Consider the following 23,339-nt stretch of genomic DNA (forward strand, 5'->3'; position numbering starts at 1 on the left):
TTCCCTCTACCTTCGACCCTATAGCGGAATATTGCCGTGCTTCTTCCACGGATTTTCCAGTTGTTTGTTTTTCAGCATGCGCAGCGACGTGGTGACCCGGTGCCGGGTATTGTTGGGCATGATCACGTCATCGATGAAGCCGCGATGGCCGGCGATGAACGGATTGGCAAAGCGTGATTGATATTCGTCGGTCCGCTTCTGGATTTTCTCCGCATCCCCGATCTCGGAACGGAAAATAATCTCCACCGCCCCCTTGGAGCCCATGACCGCGATCTCCGCCGATGGCCAGGCGTAATTAACGTCACCGCGCAAATGCTTCGATGCCATCACGTCATAGGCGCCGCCATAGGCTTTGCGGGTAATGACGGTGACCTTCGGCACTGTCGCCTCCGCATAGGCAAACAGAAGCTTCGCGCCATGCTTGATGATCCCCCCATATTCCTGCGAGGTGCCGGGCAGGAAACCGGGCACGTCGACCAGCGTGACAATGGGAATATTGAAGCAGTCGCAGAAGCGGACAAAACGCGCCGCCTTCTTGGAGCTGTCGATATCAAGGCACCCGGCGAGAACCATCGGCTGGTTGGCGACAATGCCGACGGTCTGCCCGTCCATGCGGCCAAAGCCGGTAATGATATTCTTTGCAAACGCCGGCTGGATTTCGAAGAAGTCCCCCTCATCGACCAGTTTCTCGACAAGCTCCATCATGTCATAGGGCTTGTTGGGATTGGCGGGGACCAGCGTGTTGAGGCTTTTTTCCTTGCGGTCCGGATCATCGAAGCTCTTGCGGACTGGGGAGGATTCCAGATTGCTGGAGGGGAGGAAATCAACAAGGCGGCGAACTTCCGTCAGGACTTCCACATCATTGTCATAGGCGTTATCGGCAACCGAGGATTTACTGGTATGGGTGCCGGCGCCGCCGAGTTCCTCCGCCGTCACAGTCTCGTTGGTGACCGTTTTCACCACATCCGGGCCCGTCACGAACATGTAGGAGCTGTCGCGGACCATGAAGATAAAGTCGGTCATCGCCGGGGAGTAGACCGCACCGCCCGCGCAAGGCCCCATGATAACAGAGATCTGCGGCACGACGCCGGAGGCCATCACATTCCTTTGGAACACCTCGGCATAGCCTGCGAGGCTGTCGATGCCTTCCTGGATACGCGCGCCACCGGAATCATTGAGCCCGATAACCGGCGCTCCGACCTGAACGGCCTTGTCCATGATCTTGCAGATTTTCTTGGCGTGATATTCGGAGAGGGAGCCGCCGAAGACGGTGAAGTCCTGGCTGAAGACAAAGACCAGCTTGCCGTTGATCGTGCCATGGCCGGTAATCACGCCATCGCCGGTGACTGTTTCTTCCTGCATGCCGAAATCAACGCAGCGATGCTCGACGAACATATCCCATTCCTCGAAGGAGCCTTCGTCGAGAAGCAGGCTGATCCGCTCGCGCGCTGTGAGTTTCCCCTTGCCATGCTGCGAGTCGATCCGTTTCTGACCCCCGCCGAGCCGCGCCTTCGCCCGCTTTTCTTCCAGCTGCTGAATGATGTCCTGCATGTCCCCTCCTCAGGTAATAATGCCGCTTAATTGCAGAAAGCGCGCGCTTGCCGCCAGGCTTTCCTTGTTGTTCTTCCGCCGCTTCACCGCTTCCGCATCGGCGCCCCAGAATTCCATTACATGGGTCTCGTCAAGTTCGCTGATCTCGAACGCCTCATCCGCCGTGACATGCCCGTCCAGCACAGCGAGAGAAATCACCAGAGAGCCGCATAATGATGTAATATTATAAAGTGGCGCGAGCGTCATATCTTTTTGTGCGGCGACCACCGACCGCATGGCCGCCAGCGCTTCCGGTGGCTGCGCGATATGCATGATGCCCTGGCAGACATTCAGCCGGGCGCCGTGGCGGGCCTCGACCCATTGGAGCATCGGATCCCACGCGGCCGCCTGCCGCTGCACGAGACTTTCCGGATGCGCCGCCCGGTAACAGACGAGGTCGCTACCGCCGTAGGCCGCAATCTCCTCAATCACTTTTTCCCGCTGCGTCGTCACCCGGTCAATGGCCGTCGCGGCCGCCTGCATGAGCGGCATCTTCGCCGGAATTATTTCCTTTTCCTGCGCATCCCATTCTTCGGCGATGGCTTCCGCAAGCGCGCGGGTAGGCAGGTGCAGAGGCGATTTCGCAGGTGTCTTTATCGGACGCCCGTCGAGCAGAACAGAATAGAGTCCGCCCTCATCCTCCGCCGTCACTTTCTTGTAAAAGCGTTTCATCCCTGCCCGTTTTCACACCCTTAACCTAACAGTCGTTTGGTTTATAGCGAATGACTTGAAAAAAGCAAGGTCGGACTTCAATTTTTGCTAAACTTCAGGCCGATCTCACGATTTCCAGCAATTCTTCAAACCGGCCGATGAGCCGTTCGGCGCCACTTTCCAAAAGTTCCGCCTCGTCATGATAGCCCCAGTTTACACCAATTCCGCGGCAGCCGGCATTTTTCGCAAGCATCATATCGAAACTCGTATCGCCCACCATGAACGTCCGCGCCGACGTCGTTCCCGCCGCCGCCATCGCTTTTTCCAGCATCTGCGGATGCGGTTTGCCCGGGTTATGATCGGGGGTTTGCAGCGAGATAAAGTAATCCTGAAGGCTATGCTGGGTGATCACCGCATTCACGCCGCGAAGTGATTTTCCGGTCGCAATCGCCATCGGGACCTTGTCCGCCGCGAGGGCCGCCAGCGTTTCGCGCGCGCCCGGGAACAGAGGCTCGTGATGATCCGCCTGCAACCGGCGCTGAAAAAACGCGCTTTTGTACCCGGCGACAATCTGTTCGAGAAGACCGTCGCCAAGTGGCCGCCCGGCAAGCATGCGGACGGCGACGTCCGGATTGAGCCCAATGGAGCGGCGGATTTCCGTATCCTGCGGTGCGGGAAGCCCGGCCCCTTCGAACGCGGCGCGCATGCAGGCAATGACGTTATGCGCGCTGTCGACTAGCGTACCGTCGCAATCGAAAACAACAAGGATGTCGGCTTTTTCTGCCATTTGTTCTTGTTCCGGGAACGCCCGCCCTGTCTGTAAAAAGAGGCCGGCGAAATGCCCGCCGACCCCTCAGTTTCTAATGACCCTTTGAGCGATTGACCGCACTTGTAATCGCCTTGAGCGAGGCCGTCACGATATTCGCATGCCGCCCGACGCCGAAGACCGGCTCCCCCTTGTCGTCGCGCATCTCCACATAGGCGACCGCCACGGCATCGGAGCCGAAACCGGTGGTATGTTCGCGATAATCATTGACCTTCAAATCGAGGTTATAGGCCTGCTTGAGAGCCGACATATAGGCGTCAATCGGCCCGGTGCCGACGCCTTCCAGTTTCCGCTCCTGCCCCTTTTCGCGGATCGTCGCGATCAGCTTGCGCCGCTCGGAGGCGTGGGGATCAACCGTTGTCTGATGATTGACGAACTCGATATCCCCCTTGGCATTGAGATATTCATTCTCAAAAATCTCGTAGATCGAGGCGGAGGAAAGTTCCTTGCCCGTCTGGTCCGTCACGCCCTGAACCACCTTGCTGAATTCAACCTGAAGCAACCGGGGCAGCTCGATCCCGTAATCTTCCTCCAGCAGATAGGCGACACCACCCTTGCCGGACTGGCTATTGACCCGGATCACAGCATCATAGTTGCGGCCGAGATCAGCCGGATCGATCGGCAGGTAGGGAATGGCCCACAGCGGATCGTTCGACTTCTTCATCGCCGCGAAGCCCTTCTTGATCGCGTCCTGGTGCGAGCCGGAAAAAGCCGTGAACACGAGGTCGCCACCGTAAGGATGCCGCGGATGGACCGGCAACTGGTTGCAATATTCCACCGTCCGGACGACTTCGTTGATGTCGCTGAAATCGAGTTCCGGATTGACACCCTGGGTATACATATTCATGGCAATATTTACGACGTCGACATTACCCGTGCGCTCACCATTCCCAAACAAGGTGCCTTCCACGCGATCGGCACCCGCCATAATGCCGAATTCGGCCGCGGCAACGCCGGTGCCCCGGTCGTTATGGGGATGCAGGCTCAGGATCACCTTGTCGCGATCGGGCAGGTTGCGATGCATCCATTCGATCTGATCGGCATATATATTTGCGCTCGCGACCTCCACGGTGGCCGGAAGATTGATAATGATCTTGTTGTCGACAGTGGGCTTCCAGATTTTCATCACCTCCGCGCAGACCTCGCAAGCGTAATCAAGCTCGGTCTGGGTAAAGCTTTCCGGCGAATATTCCATCTGCACAAGAGTTTCCGGCATTTCGTCGGCGAGTTGACGCACCAGTTTCGCGCCTTCAATCGCAATCTGCTTGATGCCGGCCCTGTCGAGATCGAAGACGACCCGTCGCTGCAGGGTGGAGGTGGAATTATACAGATGCACGATGGCCTGTTTCGCGCCCTTGATACTTTCGAATGTCCTGCGGATGAGTTCCTCGCGCGACTGGGTCAGCACCTGGATTTTGACATCGTCGGGAATCTCGCCCTCCTCGATCAGGAAGCGGACGAAATCGAAATCCGTCTGCGAGGCGGACGGAAAGCCGACCTCGATTTCCTTGAAGCCGAGCTCAACCAGATGCCGGAACATGCGCAGCTTGCGCTCATGTCCCATCGGTTCGATCAAGGCCTGGTTGCCGTCGCGCAAATCCACGCTGCACCAGATGGGCGCCTTGTCGATCACTTTCGACGGCCATTGTCGGTCCGGTAAATTAATCGGCTCAAATGCCTTGTATTTTTCTCCGGGTTTGAAGTCCATTTTCTTTTCCTCTTGTCTCTTGCCGGACGCCTTGCGTCCTTAATTTATTTCGCTTTCTGTTAGATGCAGCCTTAGTACGGTCGCCGGGCGCCACAGATACCCGGGCGACCGCCAGGAAGTCGAGAGAGCCCCCCGGAGGAGCCGATCAACTCTTCCTGCCGCAAGCCGTTAAAATTTCTTGAGATGGACGACCCGGAGGTCTTCGTTAAAAACATTCGCTTACCCGACGATTTTGAGAATAGGACAGTATCCGCCCCGGCACTGATTTCAAAGTGCCGGGCCAATAAGTCGTAGGCTCAATAGTCGGTTCGAATGTGTCATGGGTGAAAATCTAGCTATTCGATGGCATTAGTCAAGCCAAAAGCGCCCGATTCCTTTCCGCCCATCTCACAGACCCATCTCGGCGAACGGGTCCTCATAGTCATTTTCGTGAAAACCGAGAAGCTTCCAGCTTTCCTCCATATGCTTATCGAGCGGCGCCGCCACGGTAATTTCTCCGCCATCGGGATGGGAGATCGTGATCTCGCGCGCATGCAGATGCATTTTCTTGCTGATCACGCCCTCAAGAAACGCCTCCGGTCCGCCATATTTTCCGTCGCCGACGATCGGGGTGCCGAGTGCCACCGCATGCACCCGCAGTTGATGGGTGCGCCCGGTCAGGGGCTTAAAGGCCACCCAGGCGGCTTTCTGGGCCGCCATTTCAATGACGGCATAATCCGTAATCGCCTTTTGCCCATCGCGATCCACTACCACCTTTTCGCCGTTGGCCGTGACGATCTTGTTGAGATTATAACTGATCGTCCCTTCGCGCGGCTTCGGCACACCGGCCAGCAGCGCCCAGTAAATCTTTCGCGTCGTCCGCCGTTTGAAGGCCTCCGCCAGATACTTCGCCGCCTGCCGCGTCCGGCCAAGCACGAGAACACCCGAGGTATCCTTATCGAGGCGATGCACAAGACGCGGCTTTTCCGGATAATCGAAGCGCAACCCCTCCAGCAGCCCGTCAACATGCCGTTTCTGCCCGCTGCCGCCCTGGGTCGGCAGGCCGGCCGGTTTGTTGAGCACGATCACCGCCTCATCCATATGCAGGATCATTTTGCGGATCTCCGCGATATCCTGATCGGCGAGTTTCGGCGCGGCGGCGGCCTCTCCCCGCTCCGCTTTCACAGGCTTGTAGATTGTGTCCGGCAGGGGCGGCACACGGACCGTCTGCCCGGCCGCGAGCCGATCGCTCGCCTTGGAGCGTTTCTTGTCGACGCGGATGTCACCCTTACGCAGATGTTTTTCGAGCTGGCCATGGCTGAGGCCGGGAAAATGCGCCTTGAACCAGCGGTCGAGCCGCAAATCGGCCTCGTCGTCGCTGACGATCAGATGCTGTACCCGGCTCATCCCAGCACCGCGCGCATGATATGGAGGCCGGCGAACAATCCGCCGATCGATAGAACGACCGACATCAGCACATACGCTGCGGCCGACAGGGTTTCCCCTTTTTCGACAAGCAGCGCAACGTCCAGCGAAAAGGCGGAAAAGGTTGTAAACCCGCCGAGGAATCCGGTCACCAGAAGCACGCGAAGCTCCGGCGACGGCGACCAGCGAAGGGCGATGGTCTCGATCAGCACCCCCATCAGGAAGGAGCCAACGATATTGACGAACAGGGTGCCGTAGGGATATCCGGGCCCGAAGGTGCGCAACATCGCCTGCGCCACGCCATATCGCGCACAGGCGCCAAGCGCCCCGCCGATCGCCACTGATAGAAACATATTCATTTATCTGTCTTCCCGGCCTGTTTCTCCGCCCGCAACCGCGCCCAGTATTCAAGACGCTTCTTGATGTCGCGTTCAAACCCGCGTTCTACCGGAGAATAATACTGCTCTCGCTTCATTTCATCGGGAAAATAGCTCTGGCCGGAAAAACCGTCCTCTGCATTATGGTCATAATCATAACCGGCGCCGTATCCCATGTCTTTCATCATCTTTGTCGGCGCATTCAGGATATGCTTGGGCGGCATGTGCGAGCCGTGCTTTTTCGCCGCCGTCTTCGCCTGCCCGAAGGCGCGGTAGGCCGCATTCGATTTCGGCGCGGTGGCGAGATAGATGACCGACTGCGCGACGGCCAGATCCCCCTCGGGAGAGCCGAGAAATTCGTAGGCGTCCTTCGCGGCATTGGCTTGAACGAGAGCGTTCGGGTCGGCCAGGCCGATATCCTCCACCGCGAAGCGCACGAGGCGGCGGGCGATGTAGAGCGGATTCTCGCCGCCGTCAATCATGCGCGAAAACCAGTAAAGCGCCGCGTCGACATCCGAGCCGCGGAGCGACTTGTGCAGCGCGCTGATCAGATTGTAATGGCCTTCCCGATCCTTGTCATAGGCCGGTGCGCGCTTGGTAATGACCTCGGTGAGCCGTCCGGCATCCAGCATATCCTCGCCGGAATGATAAACAGCCTCCAGCATATTGAGGAAAAACCGGCCGTCGCCATCGGCCAGCTGGACCAGAGCCGTTTTTGCCTCTTCATCAAGCGGAGCGGGCCGCCCTTCAAGTTCCGTCGCCCGCGCCATCAGGGTACGAAGCGACGCCTCGTCATGCCGGTTCAGGACCAGTACCTGGCAGCGGGATAAAAGCGCGCCATTGAGTTCGAAAGACGGGTTCTCCGTCGTCGCGCCGACAAGCGTGATGGTGCCGTCCTCGACAAAGGGAAGAAACCCGTCCTGCTGCGAGCGGTTGAAGCGGTGAATTTCGTCGACAAAGAGCAGCGTCTTCCGGCCATCCTGACGCCGGAGCTTCGCCGCCTCGAACGCCTTGCGAAGGTCCGCGACGCCGGAGAAGACGGCAGAGATCTGCTCGAAATGCATGCCGACTTCCTTGGCGAGCAGCCGCGCAATCGTCGTCTTGCCTGATCCCGGCGGTCCCCAGAAAATGATCGAGGCGAGCCAGCCGGCATCCAGCATGCGCTTGAGCGGGGCGTCCTTTTTCAGGAGATGGTCCTGCCCCACAACCTCGTCAAGGCGTGACGGGCGCAAGCGGTCGGCAAGCGGTCGGTCGGACTCCAGCGGATCGCCCGCCGCTTCGAACAGATTGCTCATGAACTGACCTTGAAGGAAAGGGTGCGCCCGTTCCGGCGAATGCTGATCTGCCAGCTGCCGCCCGCTTTTTCCAGAACGGACTTCGCCTGTTCGACAGCGACGATCTTCTCGCCGTTGACCACGAGCAGGATGTCGCGCGGGCGCAGGCCATAACGTTCCGCGACACTTCCCTTCAGCGTCCCGGCAACGACGACCCCTTCGGCAAAAGCCGAAATCCCGAGCTCCAACGCATACGCCGGCGACAGATTCCCGAGCACGGCACCCGAAAGCGGGTGACGTCCGGTCAGGGTCTCCAGATCGCGCGGCGGCAGTTCCGGCGCCGGTTGCAGGTTCAATTCAAGGTCCATCAAACGGCCCTCGCGATAAACGCCAAGACGCGCCGTCTTGCCGATCACGCCCGAGGCGACCCGGAAGGTCAGGGTTTCGGGGCCAAGTATTTCCTTGTCATCTATCGAGACAATCACATCCCCGACCCGGAGCCCCGCCTGATAGGCGGCACTGTAGGGATGGACGCGATTGACGAGCACGCCGCCCGGCTTTTCAAGGCCGAGGCCGTCGGCGACATCGCCGGTGATTTCCTGCCCGACGGCGCCAAGCCAGGGACGCACCACTCTCCCCGTCGCAAGGCCATTGGTCAGAACCGCCTTGACCAGATTGGCCGGGATCGCGAAACCGATGCCGAGCGACCCGCCGCTCTTGCTGAAAATCGCGGAATTGATCCCGGCGAGCCGGCCATCCATGGTGAGCAGCGCGCCGCCGGAATTGCCGGGATTGATCGCCGCATCGGTCTGGATGAAGGACTGGATTTCATTGTCGAGACCGGCGCTCCGGTCGAGTGCCGAGATAATACCGCTCGTTACCGTCTGGCCGACACCGAAAGGGTTGCCGATGGCGATCACCAGATCGCCAATTTCCAGCTTGTCCGAATCGGCGAATTCCAGATAAGGCAGGCTCTCCCCCTCCACCTCGATCTTGAGGATCGCAAGATCCGTGCGTTCATCGGAAACAATCACATGCGCGTCGAATTCGCGCCGGTCGGACAGCGCCACCGTGATCTCGTCAGCGCCGCCAACGACATGATAATTGGTCACGATTATCCCGTCCCCATCGACGAGCACGCCGGAGCCGAGTGAATTCTGGATCTTCTGGCGCTGGCGCGGCGGGCCGAAGTTGCCGCCAAAGAACCGCTTGAAGAACGGGTCGTCAAACAGACTGGGGCGGGTCTGGGTGACGCGGGTTTTGGTAAAAATATTGACGACCGCCGGCACCGCCTTCTTCACCAGCGGCGCGAAGGAGAGCATGATCTGCTGCTGGCTTTGCGGGACCACATCCTCGGCAATCGCGGGGGCCGCGGCGATAAAGAGAAACCCGAGCGCAAGGGCGGAAGTTACTGTACGGAAAATTCTGTTCATTCTTTAAAACCGGTATTCGGAAGCCGTTGCTTCACCTTTTATAAGATGACCATATTAGCCCGTTTTTCAAGCCGCTGTCAGGTTATCGCGGCTTATGCGAAAAAAAAGGCAGCCCCATTGGACTGCCTTTCGGTTTTTCGTCTCGAGAAAGCCGGTTTACGCGACGGCTTCCGCTTCCAGTTCGTCCTCGTCCGCATTCTGGGTCGGGCCGGAGTCCTGTCCCTTCGCGTCGACGTCCCGGTCAACCAGCTCGATCACGCCCATGGGCGCGGCGTCGCCGGCCCGGAAGCCTGCCTTCAGAACGCGGGTATAGCCGCCGTTCCGCTCCGCATAGCGTTCGCTCAAGGTCGAGAAAACCTTGTCCACGGCCGATTTCTCATTGAGCTGCGCAAACGCCTGACGGCGGGCATGCAGATCGCCGCGCTTCCCAAGGGTAATCAGCTTTTCAACGATAGGCCGCAATTCCTTGGCCTTGGGCAAGGTGGTCTGGATTTGCTCGTGCTTGATCAGGGATGCCGCCATATTGGCGAACATTGCCTTGCGATGAGCAGAGGATCTGTTGAGCTTACGCCCGGATTTACGATGCCGCATTTTTCTTACTCCACAGCGATTGGTGCTGTCCTAAAAGGGTTCTTCCAGCCGTTTGGCCATGTCTTCAATATTTTCCGGCGGCCAATTCGGCACTTCCATGCCAAGATGCAGGCCCATCTGCGCCAGGACTTCCTTGATCTCGTTCAGGCTCTTGCGGCCGAAATTCGGGGTCCGCAGCATTTCCGCCTCGGTCTTCTGGATCAGGTCACCGATATAAACGATATTGTCGTTCTTCAGGCAGTTTGCCGACCGCACGGAAAGCTCAAGCTCATCCACCTTGCGCAGCAGGTTTCTGTTGAACTCCGGCTCTTCGCTTTCTTCCTTGACGACGACTTCTTCGGGTTCGTCGAAATTGACGAAGAGCTGGAACTGTTCCTGAAGGATACGGGCCGCAAAGGCGACCGCATCTTCCGGGGTCACGGTTCCGTTGGTTTCCACCTTCAGCGTCAGCTTGTCATAATCGAGAACCTGGCCTTCACGGGCGGCTTCCACTTTATAAGTGACTTTGCGGACCGGGCTGTAGAGGCTGTCCATCGGGATCAGGCCAATCGGCGCGTCTTCCGGATGATTGTTGACGCCGGGCACATAGCCCTTACCGGTATCAACGTTCATTTCCATGGAGATCGAAGCGCCGTCATCGAGGGTCATCAGAACCTGATCGGGATCCATGATTTCAATATCCGGGCCGGTTTCGATCATGCTTGCTGTTACTTCGCAGGGACCGGAGGCCTTCAGAACCATACGCTTCGGGCCATCCGAATGGGCCCGGATCGCCAGCGTCTTCAGGTTCAGGACGATGTCGGTCACATCCTCGCGCACACCGGCGATCGAGGAGAATTCGTGCAAAACATTGTCGATTTGAATGGACGTGATCGCGGCGCCTTGCAGGCTCGACAACAGCACGCGGCGCAGCGCGTTGCCCAGCGTCAAACCGAACCCTCTTTCCAAAGGCTCTGCAATAATCGTGGCTTCCCGATCGCTCTGCTCACCCGGCTCTACTGAGAGGTTCGCCTGGATCAGATCTTTCCAGTTTTGCTGAATCACGGTATTGACCTCATAGCTTAGCAGGCCCACCATGGACCTGCGACATCTTGATAATTTACAATACAGGCCCGAAAGCCCGCATCTATTTGGACTGATCCGTTAAACGCGGCGGCGTTTCGGCGGACGGCATCCATTGTGCGGAATGGGCGATACGTCGCGGATTGACGTAATATTAAAGCCCACGGACTGCAATGCCCGCAGCGCCGATTCGCGCCCGGAACCAGGTCCCTTGACTTCGACTTCAAGGGTTTTCATGCCATGGTCCATCGCCTTGCGCCCGGCATCCTCTGCCGCAATCTGCGCCGCAAACGGCGTCGATTTACGGGAGCCTTTGAAGCCCTGGGACCCCGCAGATGACCAGGCAATCGCGTTGCCTTGGGCATCGGTGATCATGATCTTCGTATTATTAAAGGATGCGCTGACATGCGCGACGCCTGAAATAATGTTTTTACGTTCGCGGCGGCGAACGCGTGCCTTTTCACGTGCCATGTTACTTCTTCTTCCCAGCGATAGCTTTGGCCGGACCTTTACGGGTGCGGGCGTTGGTATGGGTACGCTGACCGCGGACCGGCAGGCCGCGACGATGGCGCAGGCCACGGTAACAGCCAAGGTCCATCAGACGCTTGATGTTCATTGAGGTCTGACGGCGCAAATCGCCTTCGACAAGATGGTCGGCGTCGATCGTTTCGCGGATCTTCACGACCTCCGCGTCGCTGAGCGCGTTCACGCGCACTTCCGGCGCCAGGCCAACGGCCTCGCAGATTTCTTTGGCCTTTGCCGGGCCAATTCCATGAATGTAGGTTAGTGCAATCAATACCCGCTTGTTCGTCGGGATATTTACACCAGCAATACGAGCCACGCTAGTCTCTCCTCATCACCAAATCGGGTCGTCCTGACCCGTTTATCTCGAGCGCCTTCGAGAAGCGCGCGATTATATAATTTTGTTTTACCTAGTCAACAGTTTAGATTGCCGGTAACGCGGCTTCCATCGCTGCTGTCACTTCATCAATTCCGGCCATCCCGTCGACCTGCTTCAAAATCCCCTTGCCGCTGTAGTAAGGCAGCAAAGGCGCCGTCTGGTCGTGATAGGCCTTGAGCCGCGACTTGACCGTCTCGGCATTGTCGTCGGCGCGGCGGGTAAACTCGGTTCCACCGCATTTGTCGCAAACGCCGTCCACCTTCGGCTTCAGGAATTTGTCATGATAGCCGGCGCCACATTTCGCACATGTGAAACGACCCGTAATGCGTTCCACCAGAATGTCGTCGTCGGTCTTCATCTCGATGACGGCGTCAAGCTTCAGCCCCTTCGCCGCCAGCATCTCGTCAAGCGCCTCTGCCTGCGCTTCGGTCCGAGGGAACCCGTCGAGGATCACTCCGTTCTTGCAGTCCGGCTGATCGAGGCGGTCGGAAATAATCCCGGTCATGATATCATCGGAGACCAGTTCTCCCCGTTCCATCACCGCCTTGGCCTTCTTGCCGATGTCCGTTCCCGCGGCAACTGCGGCGCGCAGCATGTCCCCCGTGGAAAGCTGAATCAAGCCATGTTTGTCCTGAAGCCGCTGCGCCTGCGTGCCCTTTCCGGCACCCGGCGGCCCAAGTAGGATCAGAATCATTTACGCCGTCCCCCAAGTTTCGATTTCTTGATCAGCCCTTCATACTGATGGGCCACCAGATGGCTTTGAATCTGCGCGACCGTATCCATGGTGACCGAGACCACGATCAGCAGCGAGGTTCCGCCGAAGTAGAAAGGAACGGCCCACTGGGAGATCAGGATTTCCGGCAGAATACAAACCAGTGACAGATACGCCGCGCCAATTACCGTCAGTCGTGTGAGGACATAATCGAGATATTCCGATGTCCGCTTGCCAGGACGTATGCCCGGAACAAATCCCCCATGCTTCTTGAGATTATCCGCCGTGTCGTCCGGATTGAACACGACAGCCGTATAGAAGAAACAGAAAAAGACGATACCGGCGATATAAAGCATCAGGTAAATCGGCTGGCCATGGCCGAGCATCGCCGTGAGGCTGTTCAGCCAGTCCGGTCCCCTGCCCGCGCTGAAGCTTGCGACCGTCGTCGGCATCAGCAGCAGTGAAGAGGCAAAGATCGGCGGAATAACGCCCGACGTATTCAGCTTCAGCGGCAGATGCGAGTTCTGCCCGCCATAGGTCTTGTTGCCCCGCTGGCGCTTCGGATATTGTATCAATATGCGCCGCTGCGCCCGTTCCATAAAGACGATGAACGCGATCACGGCAACGGCCATGACCAGCAGCAACAGAATGACAAAGGTCGACAGCGCGCCCGTCCGTCCGAGTTCGAGCGTACCGACCAATGCGCTCGGCAATGCCGCGACAATGCCGGCGAAAATAATCAGCGAAATACCGTTACCCACGCCGCGCGCGGTAATCTGTTCGCCCAGCCACATCAGGAAGACCGTACCCGCGACCAGGGTGATCACCGTGATGATCCGGAACTGGAGGCCCGGATCGATGACCGCCGACTGACCATTGGACAGCGTCAGTCCCTCGATACCGGCGGCAATGCCGTACCCCTGCAGCGCCGCGAGCAGCACGGTGCCGTACCGGGTATACTGGTTGATCTTCTTGCGCCCGGCCTCGCCCTCTTTCTTGAGCTGCGCCATCTGCGGCGAGATCGAGGTCATCAACTGCATGATGATCGACGCCGAGATATAGGGCATGATGTTAAGCGCGAAAATCGTCATGCGGCCAAGCGCGCCGCCCGCAAAAACGTCAAACATGCCGAGGATACCCCCGGCATTCTGTTTGAACACATCCGCGAGAATGGTCGGATCGACGCCCGGGATCGGGATATAGGTACCGATCCGGTAAACGATCAGGGCAAAGAGCGTAAACCACAAGCGCTTCTTGAGTTCAGTCGCCTTCGAAAAGGCACCGAAACTCATGGTAGAAGCCATTTGCTCTGCTGCTGACGCCATTTAAAACTTCTCCCGAAGGGGCGGCGTTATGCCGCGTCCGCCGATTATGATTATTCGCTTGCTGCCGGGCTGGATGCCAGGACGGTTACCTTGCCGCCTGCCTTCTCGACTGCTTCGATGGCAGATTTCGACGCGCCGGCGACTTCAAAGTTTAATTTGGCCTTCAATTCGCCTTTTGCAAGGAGACGGACGCCGTCACCGATTTTCCCGACGACACCGGCTTCCTGCAGCGTCGCCGCAGTAACGGTTGCCTTCGCATCGAGTTTGCCCGCGTCAATCGCAGCCTGCACCCGGCCGAGATTGGCCACGGCGAAGTTCTTGCTGAAGATATTCTTGAAGCCCCGCTTCGGCAGCCGGCGATAAATCGACATCTGGCCACCTTCAAATCCCTTGATGGCGACGCCGGACCGCGACTTCTGACCCTTCTGGCCCGATCCGGAGGTTTTGCCCTTTCCGGAACCGATACCGCGACCAACGCGCATCCGTTTTTTGCTGGCGCCTTCGTTGTCGGCAAGTTGATTCAAACGCATGTTCAATATTCCTTAAATCAGACCGGCTGAGCCCTGTCAGGCTTCGTCAACCTGTACCAGATGATTCACCTTGCGGATCATGCCGCGAACGGCGGGGGTATCCTCAAGCTCGACCGTACGGTGCATTTTATTCAGACCCAGACCGACGAGCGTCGCCCGCTGGTTCTTCGGGCGGCCGATGGGGCTGCCCGTCTGAGTGACTTTGATCGTTGCTTTAGCCATCGACCTATTCCTTTCCTGCCTCGGCGCCGCGGCGGCCGACAACCTCGGAAACCTTCTTGCCGCGTTTCGCGGCAACCATGCGGGGCGAGCTCATTGCCTTGAGGGCCTCGAACGTCGCCTTCACCATGTTGTAGGGGTTGGAGGTGCCGATCGACTTCGTCACCACATCCTGCACACCCAGGGTTTCGAACACGGCACGCATCGGACCACCGGCAATGATGCCGGTACCGGCCGGAGCGGAGCGAAGAACCACGCGGCCCGCACCGAAACGACCCTGCACGTCATGATGCAGCGTCCGGCCCTCGCGCAGCGGCACGCGAACCATGTTGCGTTTTGCTGCTTCGGTAGCCTTGCGGATCGCTTCCGGAACCTCGCGGGCCTTGCCGTGACCATAGCCAACGCGGCCTTTCTGATCGCCGGCAACAACAAGTGCCGCAAAGCCGAACCGACGGCCGCCCTTTACCACCTTGGCTACACGGTTAATGTAAACCAGCTTATCGACGAATTCTGAATCGCCTTTTTCACTTTGCTCAGGTCTCAACATCGTCAATTCCCCTAGAAGGACAAGCCGCCCTCGCGGGCAGCATCGGCAAGGGCTTTGACCCGGCCATGATATTTGTAACCGCCGCGATCGAATGCGACTTCCTTAACGCCGGCCTTGATCGCCCGCTCGGCAATCAGCTTGCCGATTTCCGCTGCGGCCGCAACGTTGCCGCCGCTTTTCAGCTTGCTGCGCAGATCCTTTTCAAGTGTGGAGGCCGACGCCAGGGTCTTGCCCTGTGCATCATCGATGACCTGCACATAAATCTGTTGCAACGTCCGGTGTACGGAAAGCCGCGGACGGCCAGAAGACACCTTGCGAAGCTGGGTCCGGTTTCTCCGCCGACGGCGGTCGAACAACTCTTTTGAATTTGCCATGGTCGGTTCCTACTTCTTCTTGCCTTCTTTGCGGAAGATATATTCATCCGCATATTTGACACCCTTGCCTTTGTAAGGCTCCGGTTTCCGATAGGAGCGGATAACGGCCGCAACCTGGCCAACCTGCTGCTTATCTGCGCCGGAAATTTCAATCACGGTCGGTGACGGGCACTTGATCTCAATCCCGTCGGGGATCGGGAAATCCACGTCATGGCTGAACCCGAGGTTCAGCTTCAACGTCTTGCCCTGAACCGCCGCGCGGTAACCAACGCCGACAACCTCGAGCGTTTTCGTAAAGCCGTTCGAGACGCCTTCGACCAGGTTGCTCAGCAACGTGCGCTGCATACCCCACATCTGACGGCCACGCGCGCTGTCGTTACGGGGTTTGACCCAGATTTTATCGTCTTCACGATCGACGATGACATCATCGACAAAGGTCATGTTCATCACGCCCTTGCTGCCCTTTACCGTTACGTCGCTGCCGGAAAGCTGGACATCAACACCTGAAGGGATCGTCACCGGATGTTTTCCAATTCGAGACATGATACCTCCTAGTACAGTTTGCAAAGCACTTCGCCGCCGACATGGGCTTCGCGTGCTTCGTTGTCCGACAAAACGCCGTTCGGAGTGGAAAGGATGGCAACGCCGAGACCATTGCGAATCGTCGGCAGCTCCTTCACGCCCGAATAAATCCGGCGGCCCGGCTTGGAAACCCGGCTGACATGCTCGATCACGCCCCTGCCCTGATAATATTTCAGTTCAATGGTGATTTCGGGCTTGCCCTTTTCCTTTTCCGACACTTCATAGCCGCGGATGAAACCTTCGCGCTTCAGTGCTTCAAGCACATTCAGGCGCAGTTTCGAAGACGGGCTCGTGACGGAGCTTTTCATGGCCCGCTGACCGTTACGGATACGGGTCAGCATATCGCCGAGGGGATCACTTAAAGACATCTCTCTATCTCCCTACCAGCTCGACTTGACCATGCCCGGAATCTGGCCATTGGACGCCATGTCGCGCAGGCCGATACGGGAAAGTTTCAATTTACGGTACACACCGCGCGGACGACCGGTCAGTTCGCAACGGTTGCGAAGACGGGTCTTCGAAGAGTTCCGCGGCAACGCGGCCAGCTTCAGGCGGGCGGCAAAACGCTCTTCCTGCGGCAGCTCTTCGTTCTTGCTGATCGCCTTCAACTCCGCCCGCTTGGCTGCATATTTGTCAGCCATGCGGCGGCGCTTCAGGTCTCTTTCGACAGCACTTTTCTTAGCCATTTCAATTAACTCCTTGGATCAATTGATCTTGAACGGCATGCTGAAACCGCTGAGAAGCTCGCGGGCTTCCTCGTCGGTTTTCGCTGTCGTACAGATCACGATATCCATTCCCCTTACATCCGTTACATCATCGTAATGGATTTCCGGGAAGACGATTTGCTCCTTCAGGCCCATGGCGTAGTTACCACGTCCGTCGAAGCTCTTTGCGGACACACCGCGGAAATCACGCACCCGCGGGAGCGCGATGTTGATCAACCGGTCCAGAAATTCATACATCTGGTTCTTGCGCAGCGTCACCTTGGCACCGATCGGCATCCCTTCGCGAAGCTTGAACGTCGCGATGGATTTCTTGGCGCTGGTGACAACCGGCTTCTGTCCGGAAATCTTGGCAAGCTCGCTTTCGACCGATTTGATTTTCTTGGAATCGGCGACCGCTTCGCCGCACCCGACGTTGATGACGATCTTCTCCAGCTTGGGGATCTCCATCACGTTCTTGTAGGCGAACTTGTCCTGAAGCTGCTGACGCAGCGTTTCATTATAAAGCGTTTTAAGTCTTGGCGTCGTCATCGAACTGCCCCTTAAATATCAATGACTTCGCCGGAGCGCTTAGCGAAGCGAACTTTCCGGCCGTCATCAAGAGTTTTGTAACCTACCCGGGTTGCCTTGCCGTCTTTCGGATCCTGCAGGGCAATATTCGAAATATGGATCGCCGCTTCTTTCTCGACGATGCCACCCTGGTCCGTCTGGCTCTGCTTGGTATGGCGTTTCACCATATTGATACCGGAAACGAGCACGCGGCGGTCCTTGCGAAGAACGCTCAGCACCTCGCCGGAACGGCCCTTGTCCTTGCCCGTGAGAACGACAACCTTGTCGCCCTTTTTCACTGCGAATTTTTCAGCCATTAGAGAACCTCCGGCGCAAGGGAAATAATCTTCATGTAGTTTTTGCTCCGCAGCTCACGCGTGACCGGGCCGAAAATACGGGTCCCGACCGGCTCGCCCTGCTTGTTGATCAGCACAGCGGCGTTGGAATCGAAGCGAATCGCCGTCCCGTCAGGGCGGCGGATTTCCTTTTTCGTGCGCACGATGACGGCTCTCTGCACGTCACCTTTTTTGACACGGCCGCGCGGAATGGCTTCCTTCACGGAGACGACAATCACGTCACCGACAGAAGCGGTTTTCCGTTTGGAGCCGCCCAAAACCTTAATGCACTGCACCTGCCTCGCGCCGGAGTTGTCGGCGACATCCAGGTTGGTTTGCATCTGAATCATAGTCGTTTACCTTTGTTTGGTATCAACACTTGCTACTTAAGCGACGTTAAAGGACTTCCCAACGCTTCAGCTTCGAATAGGGGGCACATTCCTGAATGCGGACGGTGTCGCCTACCTTGAACTGGTTCTTCGCGTCATGGGCATGGTACTTCTTCGACTTGCCTATGTATTTCTTGTACAGCCGATGCATCACTTGACGATCGACTTTGACAACGACAGTCTGGTCATTCTTGTCGCTGACAACGGTTCCTTGCAGGATACGCTTTGGCATCTTTCTCTCTCCTAAGACGCAGCGTTAGCTGACATCACGGTTTTGATGCGGGCGATATCCCGCCGCACCTGGCGTTGGCGCGCCGTATTTTCCAATTGGCCACTGGCTTTCTGAAAGCGCAGATTGAACTGTTCCTTCTTCAGCTGAAGCAGTTCCGCTTTCAGCTCATCAGCCGTTTTGCCCAGTAAATCCTGTGCTTTCATGGTCAATCCCCTTCACCAAGACGGGTCACGAAACGGGTCTTGATCGGCAGCTTGGCCGATCCCCTCTCGAACGCCTCGCGGGCAATCTCGAGCGGAACACCGTCCAGTTCGAACATAATTTTTCCAGGCTGCACGCGGACCATCCAATATTCCGGCGATCCCTTACCCTTACCCATCCGGACTTCGGTAGGTTTTTTGGATACGGGAACGTCCGGGAAGATGCGAATCCAGACACGTCCAGCACGTTTGATATGACGGGTCACCGCACGCCGAGTTGCCTCGATCTGCCGCGCGGTAATACGCCCGGGCTCAACAGCTTTCAGGCCATAAGCGCCGAAGTTCAGCGTTGTACCCGAAGTTGCTACGCCCTTCAAGCGCCCTTTATGGGCTTTGCGAAATTTTGTGCGCTTCGGTTGAAGCATGACATCACCCCTTTACTTAGTTACGCCGACCGCCGGAGCGGCCCGCAGGGCGGCCACCCGCCTGTTGTTTTTCCATCAGCTTGTCCTGGGCCATCGGATCATGCTCCAGAATCTCGCCTTTATAGATCCAGACCTTGATCCCGATGATCCCATAGGTGGTCAAAGACGAAGCGGTTCCATAGTCGATATTCGCCCGCAGCGTATGCAGCGGTACACGGCCTTCGCGATACCATTCCGTCCGGGCAATTTCCGCACCGCCAAGTCGGCCGGCGCAGTTGATCCGGATGCCTTCGGCGCCAAGACGAAGCGCTGACTGAACGGCGCGCTTCATCGCCCGGCGATAGGACACGCGGCGAGCCAGCTGCTGACCGATATTCTCGGCGACAAGCTTCGCGTCAATTTCCGGCTTGCGGACTTCGACGATATTGAGATGCACCTCGGAATTCGTCATCTTGGCGATGGCGGAGCGCAGCTTTTCAATATCCGCGCCCTTCTTGCCGATGATCACGCCGGGACGGGCCGAATGGATGGTGACGCGCGCCTTTTTCGCGGGGCGTTCGATCACGATCTTGCTGATGCCTGCCTGCTCCAGCTGTTTTTCCAGATAGGCGCGAATGCGCACGTCTTCATGCAGCAGCTTTGCGTAATCATCCTTCGCGTACCAGCGCGAATCCCATGTCCGGTTAATACCGACCCTGAGGCCAATTGGATTTACTTTTTGACCCATTACTCTTGCTCCTCGCGCTCACGAACAACAATCGTGATATTGCTGAAAGGTTTCAGAATTGGGCTTGCCCGCCCGCGTCCCCGCGGCCGCATGCGCTTCATCACCAGGGACTTGCCGACATGAGCTTCCGAGACATACAGCTGATCCACGTCCAGCTGATGATTGTTTTCCGCATTGGCAATTGCCGACTGCAGCACTTTCTTGACTTCCGGTGCGATGCCCCGTTTCGAGAAAGTGAGCTCCGTCAACGCCGCCTCTGCTGACTTGCCGCGAATAAGGCCCGCTACGAGGTTCAATTTCTGCGGACTTACGCGGATGCGGTTGCCGACGGCGCGGGCTTCCGTATCTTTCAATTGCCGCTTGAGAGACTGCTTACCCATGATTAGTTTCTCCGAGCCTTTTTATCGGCCGCATGGCCGTAATATGTCCGCGTGGGAGAAAACTCCCCGAACTTATGGCCCACCATGTCTTCGTCCACCAGCACGGGAACAAACTTCTGGCCGTTGTAAACGCCAAAGGTAAGTCCCACAAACTGCGGGAGGATCGTCGACCGGCGAGACCAGGTCTTGATTACTTGTTTTCTGCCGCCTTCGCGCGCGGTTTCCGCTTTCTTCAGCAGATAACCGTCGACAAAAGGGCCTTTCCAAACAGAACGTGCCATAGAGCGCTCCTACTTCTTCCGCTTCAGCGGACGGCGCCGCATGATCATTTTATCCGTGGACTTGTTTGAACGAGTCCGTTTACCCTTCGTCGGCACACCCCATGGAGATACCGGATGGCGACCACCGGAGGTCCGGCCTTCACCACCGCCATGCGGATGATCGACAGGGTTCATTGCGACACCGCGAACCGACGGACGCTTGCCGAGCCAGCGCGAGCGGCCTGCCTTCGCCAGCTTGATGTTCTTCTGGTCCGGATTGGACACGGCGCCGACCGTCGCCAGGCATTCGCCGGGAACAATCCGCTGCTCGCCGGAGGCAAGGCGAAGCTGCGCATAGCCGGCGTCCTTACCGATCAGCTGCACATAGGTGCCTGCTGCACGGGCCAGCTGCCCGCCCTTGCCCGGCTTCATCTCCACGTTATGGATGATGGTGCCGACCGGCATATTCTTCATCGGCATGGCATTGCCCGGCTTGATGTCGACATTGGTGCCCGAAACCACCTTGTCGCCCGCGGAAACACGCTGCGGCGCCAGGATATAGGCCTGCTCGCCATCTTCATAGCGGATCAACGCGATAAAGGCTGACCGGTTCGGGTCATACTCAAGCCGCTCCACCGTTGCCGGGACGTCAAACTTGTTCCGCTTGAAATCCACGATACGGTAGGTCCGCTTGTGCCCGCCGCCGCGGCGACGCGCGGTGATCCGGCCATAGTTATTGCGACCGCCATTTCCGGACAATCCCTCGGTAAGGGCCTTGACCGGCTTTCCCTTGTGCAGGTCCGAGCGATCAACAAGGATCAGCCCCCGCTGCGCAGGTGTCGTCGGTTTGTAGTTCTTCAACGCCATAGTTTAAATCCCCGCCGTCACATCGATGGCCTGACCCTCGGCAAGGGTCACAACTGCCTTCTTGTAATCAGACCGCTTGCCGATATGGCCCCGGAAACGCTTTACCTTACCCTTGGTGCGGTTGGTGTTCACGTTCGTGACCTTGACATCGAACAGTTTTTCAACTGCTTCCTTGATCTGAGGTTTCGTAGCATCCAGAGCAACACGGAATGTCACCTGATTAAACTCCGACCCCATCGTCGACTTTTCAGTCACAACCGGGCCAAGCAGGATGTCATAAAGATTTTCCTGATTCATTTCAGTCGAGCCTCCAGGCTTTCCACTGCGCTTTTCGTCAGCACGAGAGTGTCACGGCGCAGAATGTCATAGACATTGGCGCCGGTTGACGTCAGCAAGTCCACTTTGGGCAGGTTGCGGGCGGAAAGCGCAAAATTCTTTTCCATTTCCGCGCCATCGACGATCAACGCCGAATCCCAGCCGAGTGCCTTGAATTTTCCGGCCATCAACTTCGTTTTCACATCCTTGGCTTTCAACTCGTCGACGATCACCAGCTTGCCTTCGGCCTGCTTGGTTGACAGCGCGGTCTTGAGCGCCAGCTTGCGAACCTTTTTCGGCAGGTCATGGGCGTGGCTGCGGACAACCGGACCATGCGCGACACCGCCGCCCCGCTGATGCGGCGCCCGCTTCTGTCCCTGACGGGCGCGGCCGGTGCCTTTCTGCTTGAACGGCTTCTGGCCGGTGCCGGATACTTCCGCGACACCCTTGATCTTGTGCGTACCCGCCCGGCGAGCCGCCAGCTGGTACCGCACCATGCGCTGCAGAAGATCCGCCCGCGGCGCCAGGCCAAAGACGTCATCGGCAAGCTCGATATCGCCGGCCTTCTTATTCTCGAGGTTGATTACATTTACCTTCATTTCAGCCGTCCTTTACTCTTCCGTCGCGGTATCGGCAACGGCGGTCTCATCGACAGGCGCATCCGCCTCGGCGACGTTCCCGACCGGATCCGCAGCACCACCCTTGGCGACAAATGCCGCAGGGTAAGGCGCATTGTCCGGCCGTGCCTTCTTGACTGCATCGGCGACATAAACCCAGGACCCCTTGGCCCCCGGAACCGCCCCTCTGAGGAGAACCAGTCCGCGATCCTTGTCCGTCGAAACCACTTTCAAATTCTGCGTCGTCACCCGCGCCGCGCCAAGATGACCGGCCATCTTCTTCCCCTTGAAGACCTTGCCCGGATCCTGACACTGACCGGTGGAACCATGGGCGCGATGGGATACGGACACACCATGAGAGGCACGCATGCCACCGAAGTTGTGCCGTTTCATGGCGCCCGCGAAGCCCTTACCGATGCTGGTGCCAACGACGTCAACAAACTGGTCCGGCACGAAATGATCCGCCGTCAGTTCCGCGCCGACGTCGACAAATGCGTCGTCCTGAATACGGAATTCGGCAAGCTTCATTTTCGGCTCGACCTCGGCCTTCGCGAAATGGCCGCGCATCGCCTTGGTGACATTCTTGACTTTCGCCTTGCCAACACCGAGCTGCAGGGCGTTATAGCCATGGTTCTCGGCGGTACGATGAGCAACGACCTGACAGTTATCGACGGCCAGAACGGTTACCGGAATATGGGTCCCGTCTTCCGCGAAAACCCGGGTCATCCCCAGTTTCTTTGCGATCAATCCACTACGCATTGCGATCACCCCAACAACTTGATGGACACGTCGACGCCTGCGGCGAGGTCCAGCTTCATGAGTGCATCCACCGTCTGCGGTGTCGGCTCAACGATATCGAGGAGGCGCTTGTGCGTCCGGATTTCGAACTGCTCACGCGACTTCTTGTCAATATGCGGACCGCGAAGGACCGTATATTTGTCGATATGCGTCGGCAACGGAATAGGCCCGCGAACCTGGGCTCCCGTGCGCTTCGCCGTATTTACAATTTCACCTGTCGACGCATCGAGTACACGATGATCATATGCCTTCAGGCGGATGCGGATATTTTGGTTTTCCATTACTCTGGCCACTCCAGAAGAGAAACAAGGCAGCCCCAAAGGGCTGCCAGAAAAATCAAGCGGTTACGGAGGCGACGACGCCGGCGCCGACGGTGCGTCCGCCTTCGCGGATGGCGAAGCGCAGACCCTCGTCCAT

At 57.8% G+C, this 23,339-nt stretch carries 36 protein-coding genes; all 36 read right to left on the reverse strand.

Annotated features, from left to right (window positions below; all coding sequences use genetic code 11):
* Positions 1-18 precede the first annotated feature (18 nt).
* A complete protein-coding gene (locus GQF03_RS04785) occupies positions 19-1,551 on the reverse strand; it encodes an acyl-CoA carboxylase subunit beta (protein WP_161338018.1) in 1,533 nt (510 codons plus the stop codon).
* Positions 1,552-1,560: 9 nt separating this feature from the next.
* Positions 1,561-2,262, reverse strand: coding sequence for an ATP12 family chaperone protein (locus GQF03_RS04790; RefSeq protein ID WP_161338019.1), 702 nt, complete (start codon positions 2,260-2,262; stop codon positions 1,561-1,563).
* A 94-nt stretch (positions 2,263-2,356) separates the two neighbouring features.
* The gene (locus GQF03_RS04795; protein WP_161338020.1) at positions 2,357-3,028 is read right to left on the reverse strand and encodes an HAD-IA family hydrolase; all 672 of its coding nucleotides are present in this window, start codon (positions 3,026-3,028) and stop codon (positions 2,357-2,359) included.
* Positions 3,029-3,101: 73 nt separating this feature from the next.
* A complete protein-coding gene (gene leuA / locus GQF03_RS04800) occupies positions 3,102-4,775 on the reverse strand; it encodes a 2-isopropylmalate synthase (protein WP_161338021.1) in 1,674 nt (557 codons plus the stop codon).
* A 387-nt stretch (positions 4,776-5,162) separates the two neighbouring features.
* Complete coding sequence (locus GQF03_RS04805; protein ID WP_161338022.1) at positions 5,163-6,161, reverse strand: RluA family pseudouridine synthase; 999 nt, start codon at positions 6,159-6,161, stop codon at positions 5,163-5,165.
* Positions 6,158-6,538 (reverse strand): fluoride efflux transporter CrcB, encoded by a 381-nt coding sequence (gene crcB, locus GQF03_RS04810; protein WP_161338023.1) that lies wholly within the window; start codon positions 6,536-6,538, stop codon positions 6,158-6,160. Before crcB ends, GQF03_RS04805 begins: the two co-directional genes overlap by 4 nt.
* The gene (locus GQF03_RS04815) at positions 6,535-7,851 is read right to left on the reverse strand and encodes a replication-associated recombination protein A (RefSeq protein ID WP_161338024.1); all 1,317 of its coding nucleotides are present in this window, start codon (positions 7,849-7,851) and stop codon (positions 6,535-6,537) included. Before GQF03_RS04815 ends, crcB begins: the two co-directional genes overlap by 4 nt.
* The gene (locus GQF03_RS04820; RefSeq protein ID WP_161338025.1) at positions 7,848-9,263 is read right to left on the reverse strand and encodes a Do family serine endopeptidase; all 1,416 of its coding nucleotides are present in this window, start codon (positions 9,261-9,263) and stop codon (positions 7,848-7,850) included. The genes GQF03_RS04815 and GQF03_RS04820 overlap by 4 nt, the downstream gene beginning before the upstream one ends.
* A gap of 156 nt (positions 9,264-9,419) precedes the next feature.
* Entirely contained in the window at positions 9,420-9,854 is a 435-nt protein-coding gene (gene rplQ / locus GQF03_RS04825; protein ID WP_161338026.1) for a 50S ribosomal protein L17, read from the reverse strand.
* Positions 9,855-9,884: 30 nt separating this feature from the next.
* On the reverse strand, positions 9,885-10,931 hold the full coding sequence (locus GQF03_RS04830; RefSeq protein ID WP_161338027.1) for a DNA-directed RNA polymerase subunit alpha: 1,047 nt from the start codon (positions 10,929-10,931) through the stop codon (positions 9,885-9,887).
* A 66-nt stretch (positions 10,932-10,997) separates the two neighbouring features.
* A complete protein-coding gene (rpsK, locus tag GQF03_RS04835) occupies positions 10,998-11,387 on the reverse strand; it encodes a 30S ribosomal protein S11 (protein WP_161338028.1) in 390 nt (129 codons plus the stop codon).
* A 1-nt stretch (position 11,388) separates the two neighbouring features.
* Entirely contained in the window at positions 11,389-11,757 is a 369-nt protein-coding gene (rpsM, locus tag GQF03_RS04840) for a 30S ribosomal protein S13 (protein WP_161338029.1), read from the reverse strand.
* A 103-nt stretch (positions 11,758-11,860) separates the two neighbouring features.
* Positions 11,861-12,511: an adenylate kinase gene (locus GQF03_RS04845; RefSeq protein WP_161338030.1), complete on the reverse strand. Its 651-nt coding sequence runs from the start codon at positions 12,509-12,511 to the stop codon at positions 11,861-11,863.
* Complete coding sequence (gene secY, locus GQF03_RS04850) at positions 12,508-13,854, reverse strand: preprotein translocase subunit SecY (protein ID WP_161338031.1); 1,347 nt, start codon at positions 13,852-13,854, stop codon at positions 12,508-12,510. The genes GQF03_RS04845 and secY overlap by 4 nt, the downstream gene beginning before the upstream one ends.
* A gap of 50 nt (positions 13,855-13,904) precedes the next feature.
* Positions 13,905-14,384, reverse strand: coding sequence for a 50S ribosomal protein L15 (rplO, locus tag GQF03_RS04855; RefSeq protein WP_161338032.1), 480 nt, complete (start codon positions 14,382-14,384; stop codon positions 13,905-13,907).
* Positions 14,385-14,420: 36 nt separating this feature from the next.
* On the reverse strand, positions 14,421-14,606 hold the full coding sequence (rpmD, locus tag GQF03_RS04860; protein ID WP_161338033.1) for a 50S ribosomal protein L30: 186 nt from the start codon (positions 14,604-14,606) through the stop codon (positions 14,421-14,423).
* 4 nt (positions 14,607-14,610) lie between these two features.
* Positions 14,611-15,150 (reverse strand): 30S ribosomal protein S5, encoded by a 540-nt coding sequence (gene rpsE, locus GQF03_RS04865; RefSeq protein ID WP_161338034.1) that lies wholly within the window; start codon positions 15,148-15,150, stop codon positions 14,611-14,613.
* An 11-nt stretch (positions 15,151-15,161) separates the two neighbouring features.
* Positions 15,162-15,524 (reverse strand): 50S ribosomal protein L18, encoded by a 363-nt coding sequence (rplR, locus tag GQF03_RS04870; RefSeq protein ID WP_161338035.1) that lies wholly within the window; start codon positions 15,522-15,524, stop codon positions 15,162-15,164.
* Positions 15,525-15,533: 9 nt separating this feature from the next.
* Positions 15,534-16,067 (reverse strand): 50S ribosomal protein L6, encoded by a 534-nt coding sequence (gene rplF / locus GQF03_RS04875; protein WP_161338036.1) that lies wholly within the window; start codon positions 16,065-16,067, stop codon positions 15,534-15,536.
* Between the two features lie 8 nt (positions 16,068-16,075).
* Positions 16,076-16,474: a 30S ribosomal protein S8 gene (rpsH, locus tag GQF03_RS04880; protein ID WP_161338037.1), complete on the reverse strand. Its 399-nt coding sequence runs from the start codon at positions 16,472-16,474 to the stop codon at positions 16,076-16,078.
* Between the two features lie 12 nt (positions 16,475-16,486).
* Positions 16,487-16,792, reverse strand: coding sequence for a 30S ribosomal protein S14 (rpsN, locus tag GQF03_RS04885; RefSeq protein ID WP_161338038.1), 306 nt, complete (start codon positions 16,790-16,792; stop codon positions 16,487-16,489).
* Positions 16,793-16,810: 18 nt separating this feature from the next.
* Positions 16,811-17,359: a 50S ribosomal protein L5 gene (rplE, locus tag GQF03_RS04890; RefSeq protein ID WP_161338039.1), complete on the reverse strand. Its 549-nt coding sequence runs from the start codon at positions 17,357-17,359 to the stop codon at positions 16,811-16,813.
* A gap of 11 nt (positions 17,360-17,370) precedes the next feature.
* Positions 17,371-17,694 (reverse strand): 50S ribosomal protein L24, encoded by a 324-nt coding sequence (gene rplX / locus GQF03_RS04895; protein WP_161338040.1) that lies wholly within the window; start codon positions 17,692-17,694, stop codon positions 17,371-17,373.
* Positions 17,694-18,062, reverse strand: a complete 369-nt coding sequence (rplN, locus tag GQF03_RS04900; protein ID WP_161338041.1) for a 50S ribosomal protein L14 — start codon at positions 18,060-18,062, stop codon at positions 17,694-17,696. Before rplN ends, rplX begins: the two co-directional genes overlap by 1 nt.
* 46 nt (positions 18,063-18,108) lie before the next feature.
* Complete coding sequence (gene rpsQ / locus GQF03_RS04905; RefSeq protein WP_161338042.1) at positions 18,109-18,333, reverse strand: 30S ribosomal protein S17; 225 nt, start codon at positions 18,331-18,333, stop codon at positions 18,109-18,111.
* A gap of 11 nt (positions 18,334-18,344) precedes the next feature.
* Positions 18,345-18,536 (reverse strand): 50S ribosomal protein L29, encoded by a 192-nt coding sequence (gene rpmC / locus GQF03_RS04910; RefSeq protein WP_161338043.1) that lies wholly within the window; start codon positions 18,534-18,536, stop codon positions 18,345-18,347.
* A 2-nt stretch (positions 18,537-18,538) separates the two neighbouring features.
* The gene (rplP, locus tag GQF03_RS04915; protein ID WP_161338044.1) at positions 18,539-18,958 is read right to left on the reverse strand and encodes a 50S ribosomal protein L16; all 420 of its coding nucleotides are present in this window, start codon (positions 18,956-18,958) and stop codon (positions 18,539-18,541) included.
* Between the two features lie 16 nt (positions 18,959-18,974).
* A complete protein-coding gene (rpsC, locus tag GQF03_RS04920; RefSeq protein ID WP_161338045.1) occupies positions 18,975-19,685 on the reverse strand; it encodes a 30S ribosomal protein S3 in 711 nt (236 codons plus the stop codon).
* Positions 19,685-20,065: a 50S ribosomal protein L22 gene (gene rplV, locus GQF03_RS04925; RefSeq protein WP_161338046.1), complete on the reverse strand. Its 381-nt coding sequence runs from the start codon at positions 20,063-20,065 to the stop codon at positions 19,685-19,687. Before rplV ends, rpsC begins: the two co-directional genes overlap by 1 nt.
* Positions 20,066-20,067: 2 nt before the next feature.
* A complete protein-coding gene (gene rpsS, locus GQF03_RS04930) occupies positions 20,068-20,346 on the reverse strand; it encodes a 30S ribosomal protein S19 (protein WP_161338047.1) in 279 nt (92 codons plus the stop codon).
* Positions 20,347-20,355: 9 nt separating this feature from the next.
* Positions 20,356-21,192: a 50S ribosomal protein L2 gene (gene rplB, locus GQF03_RS04935; RefSeq protein WP_161338048.1), complete on the reverse strand. Its 837-nt coding sequence runs from the start codon at positions 21,190-21,192 to the stop codon at positions 20,356-20,358.
* A gap of 3 nt (positions 21,193-21,195) precedes the next feature.
* The gene (locus GQF03_RS04940; RefSeq protein ID WP_161338049.1) at positions 21,196-21,489 is read right to left on the reverse strand and encodes a 50S ribosomal protein L23; all 294 of its coding nucleotides are present in this window, start codon (positions 21,487-21,489) and stop codon (positions 21,196-21,198) included.
* On the reverse strand, positions 21,486-22,106 hold the full coding sequence (gene rplD, locus GQF03_RS04945; protein ID WP_161338050.1) for a 50S ribosomal protein L4: 621 nt from the start codon (positions 22,104-22,106) through the stop codon (positions 21,486-21,488). Before rplD ends, GQF03_RS04940 begins: the two co-directional genes overlap by 4 nt.
* A gap of 12 nt (positions 22,107-22,118) precedes the next feature.
* Positions 22,119-22,883, reverse strand: a complete 765-nt coding sequence (gene rplC, locus GQF03_RS04950; RefSeq protein ID WP_161338051.1) for a 50S ribosomal protein L3 — start codon at positions 22,881-22,883, stop codon at positions 22,119-22,121.
* Between the two features lie 5 nt (positions 22,884-22,888).
* Positions 22,889-23,203 (reverse strand): 30S ribosomal protein S10, encoded by a 315-nt coding sequence (rpsJ, locus tag GQF03_RS04955; protein ID WP_161315724.1) that lies wholly within the window; start codon positions 23,201-23,203, stop codon positions 22,889-22,891.
* A 55-nt stretch (positions 23,204-23,258) separates the two neighbouring features.
* Positions 23,259-23,339 (reverse strand): EF-Tu C-terminal domain-related protein (locus GQF03_RS04960; RefSeq protein ID WP_206673076.1); only part of this gene is annotated, 81 nt, incomplete at its 5' end.

This window comes from Sneathiella chungangensis (assembly GCF_009882935.1).
GTDB lineage: Bacteria > Pseudomonadota > Alphaproteobacteria > Sneathiellales > Sneathiellaceae > Sneathiella > Sneathiella chungangensis.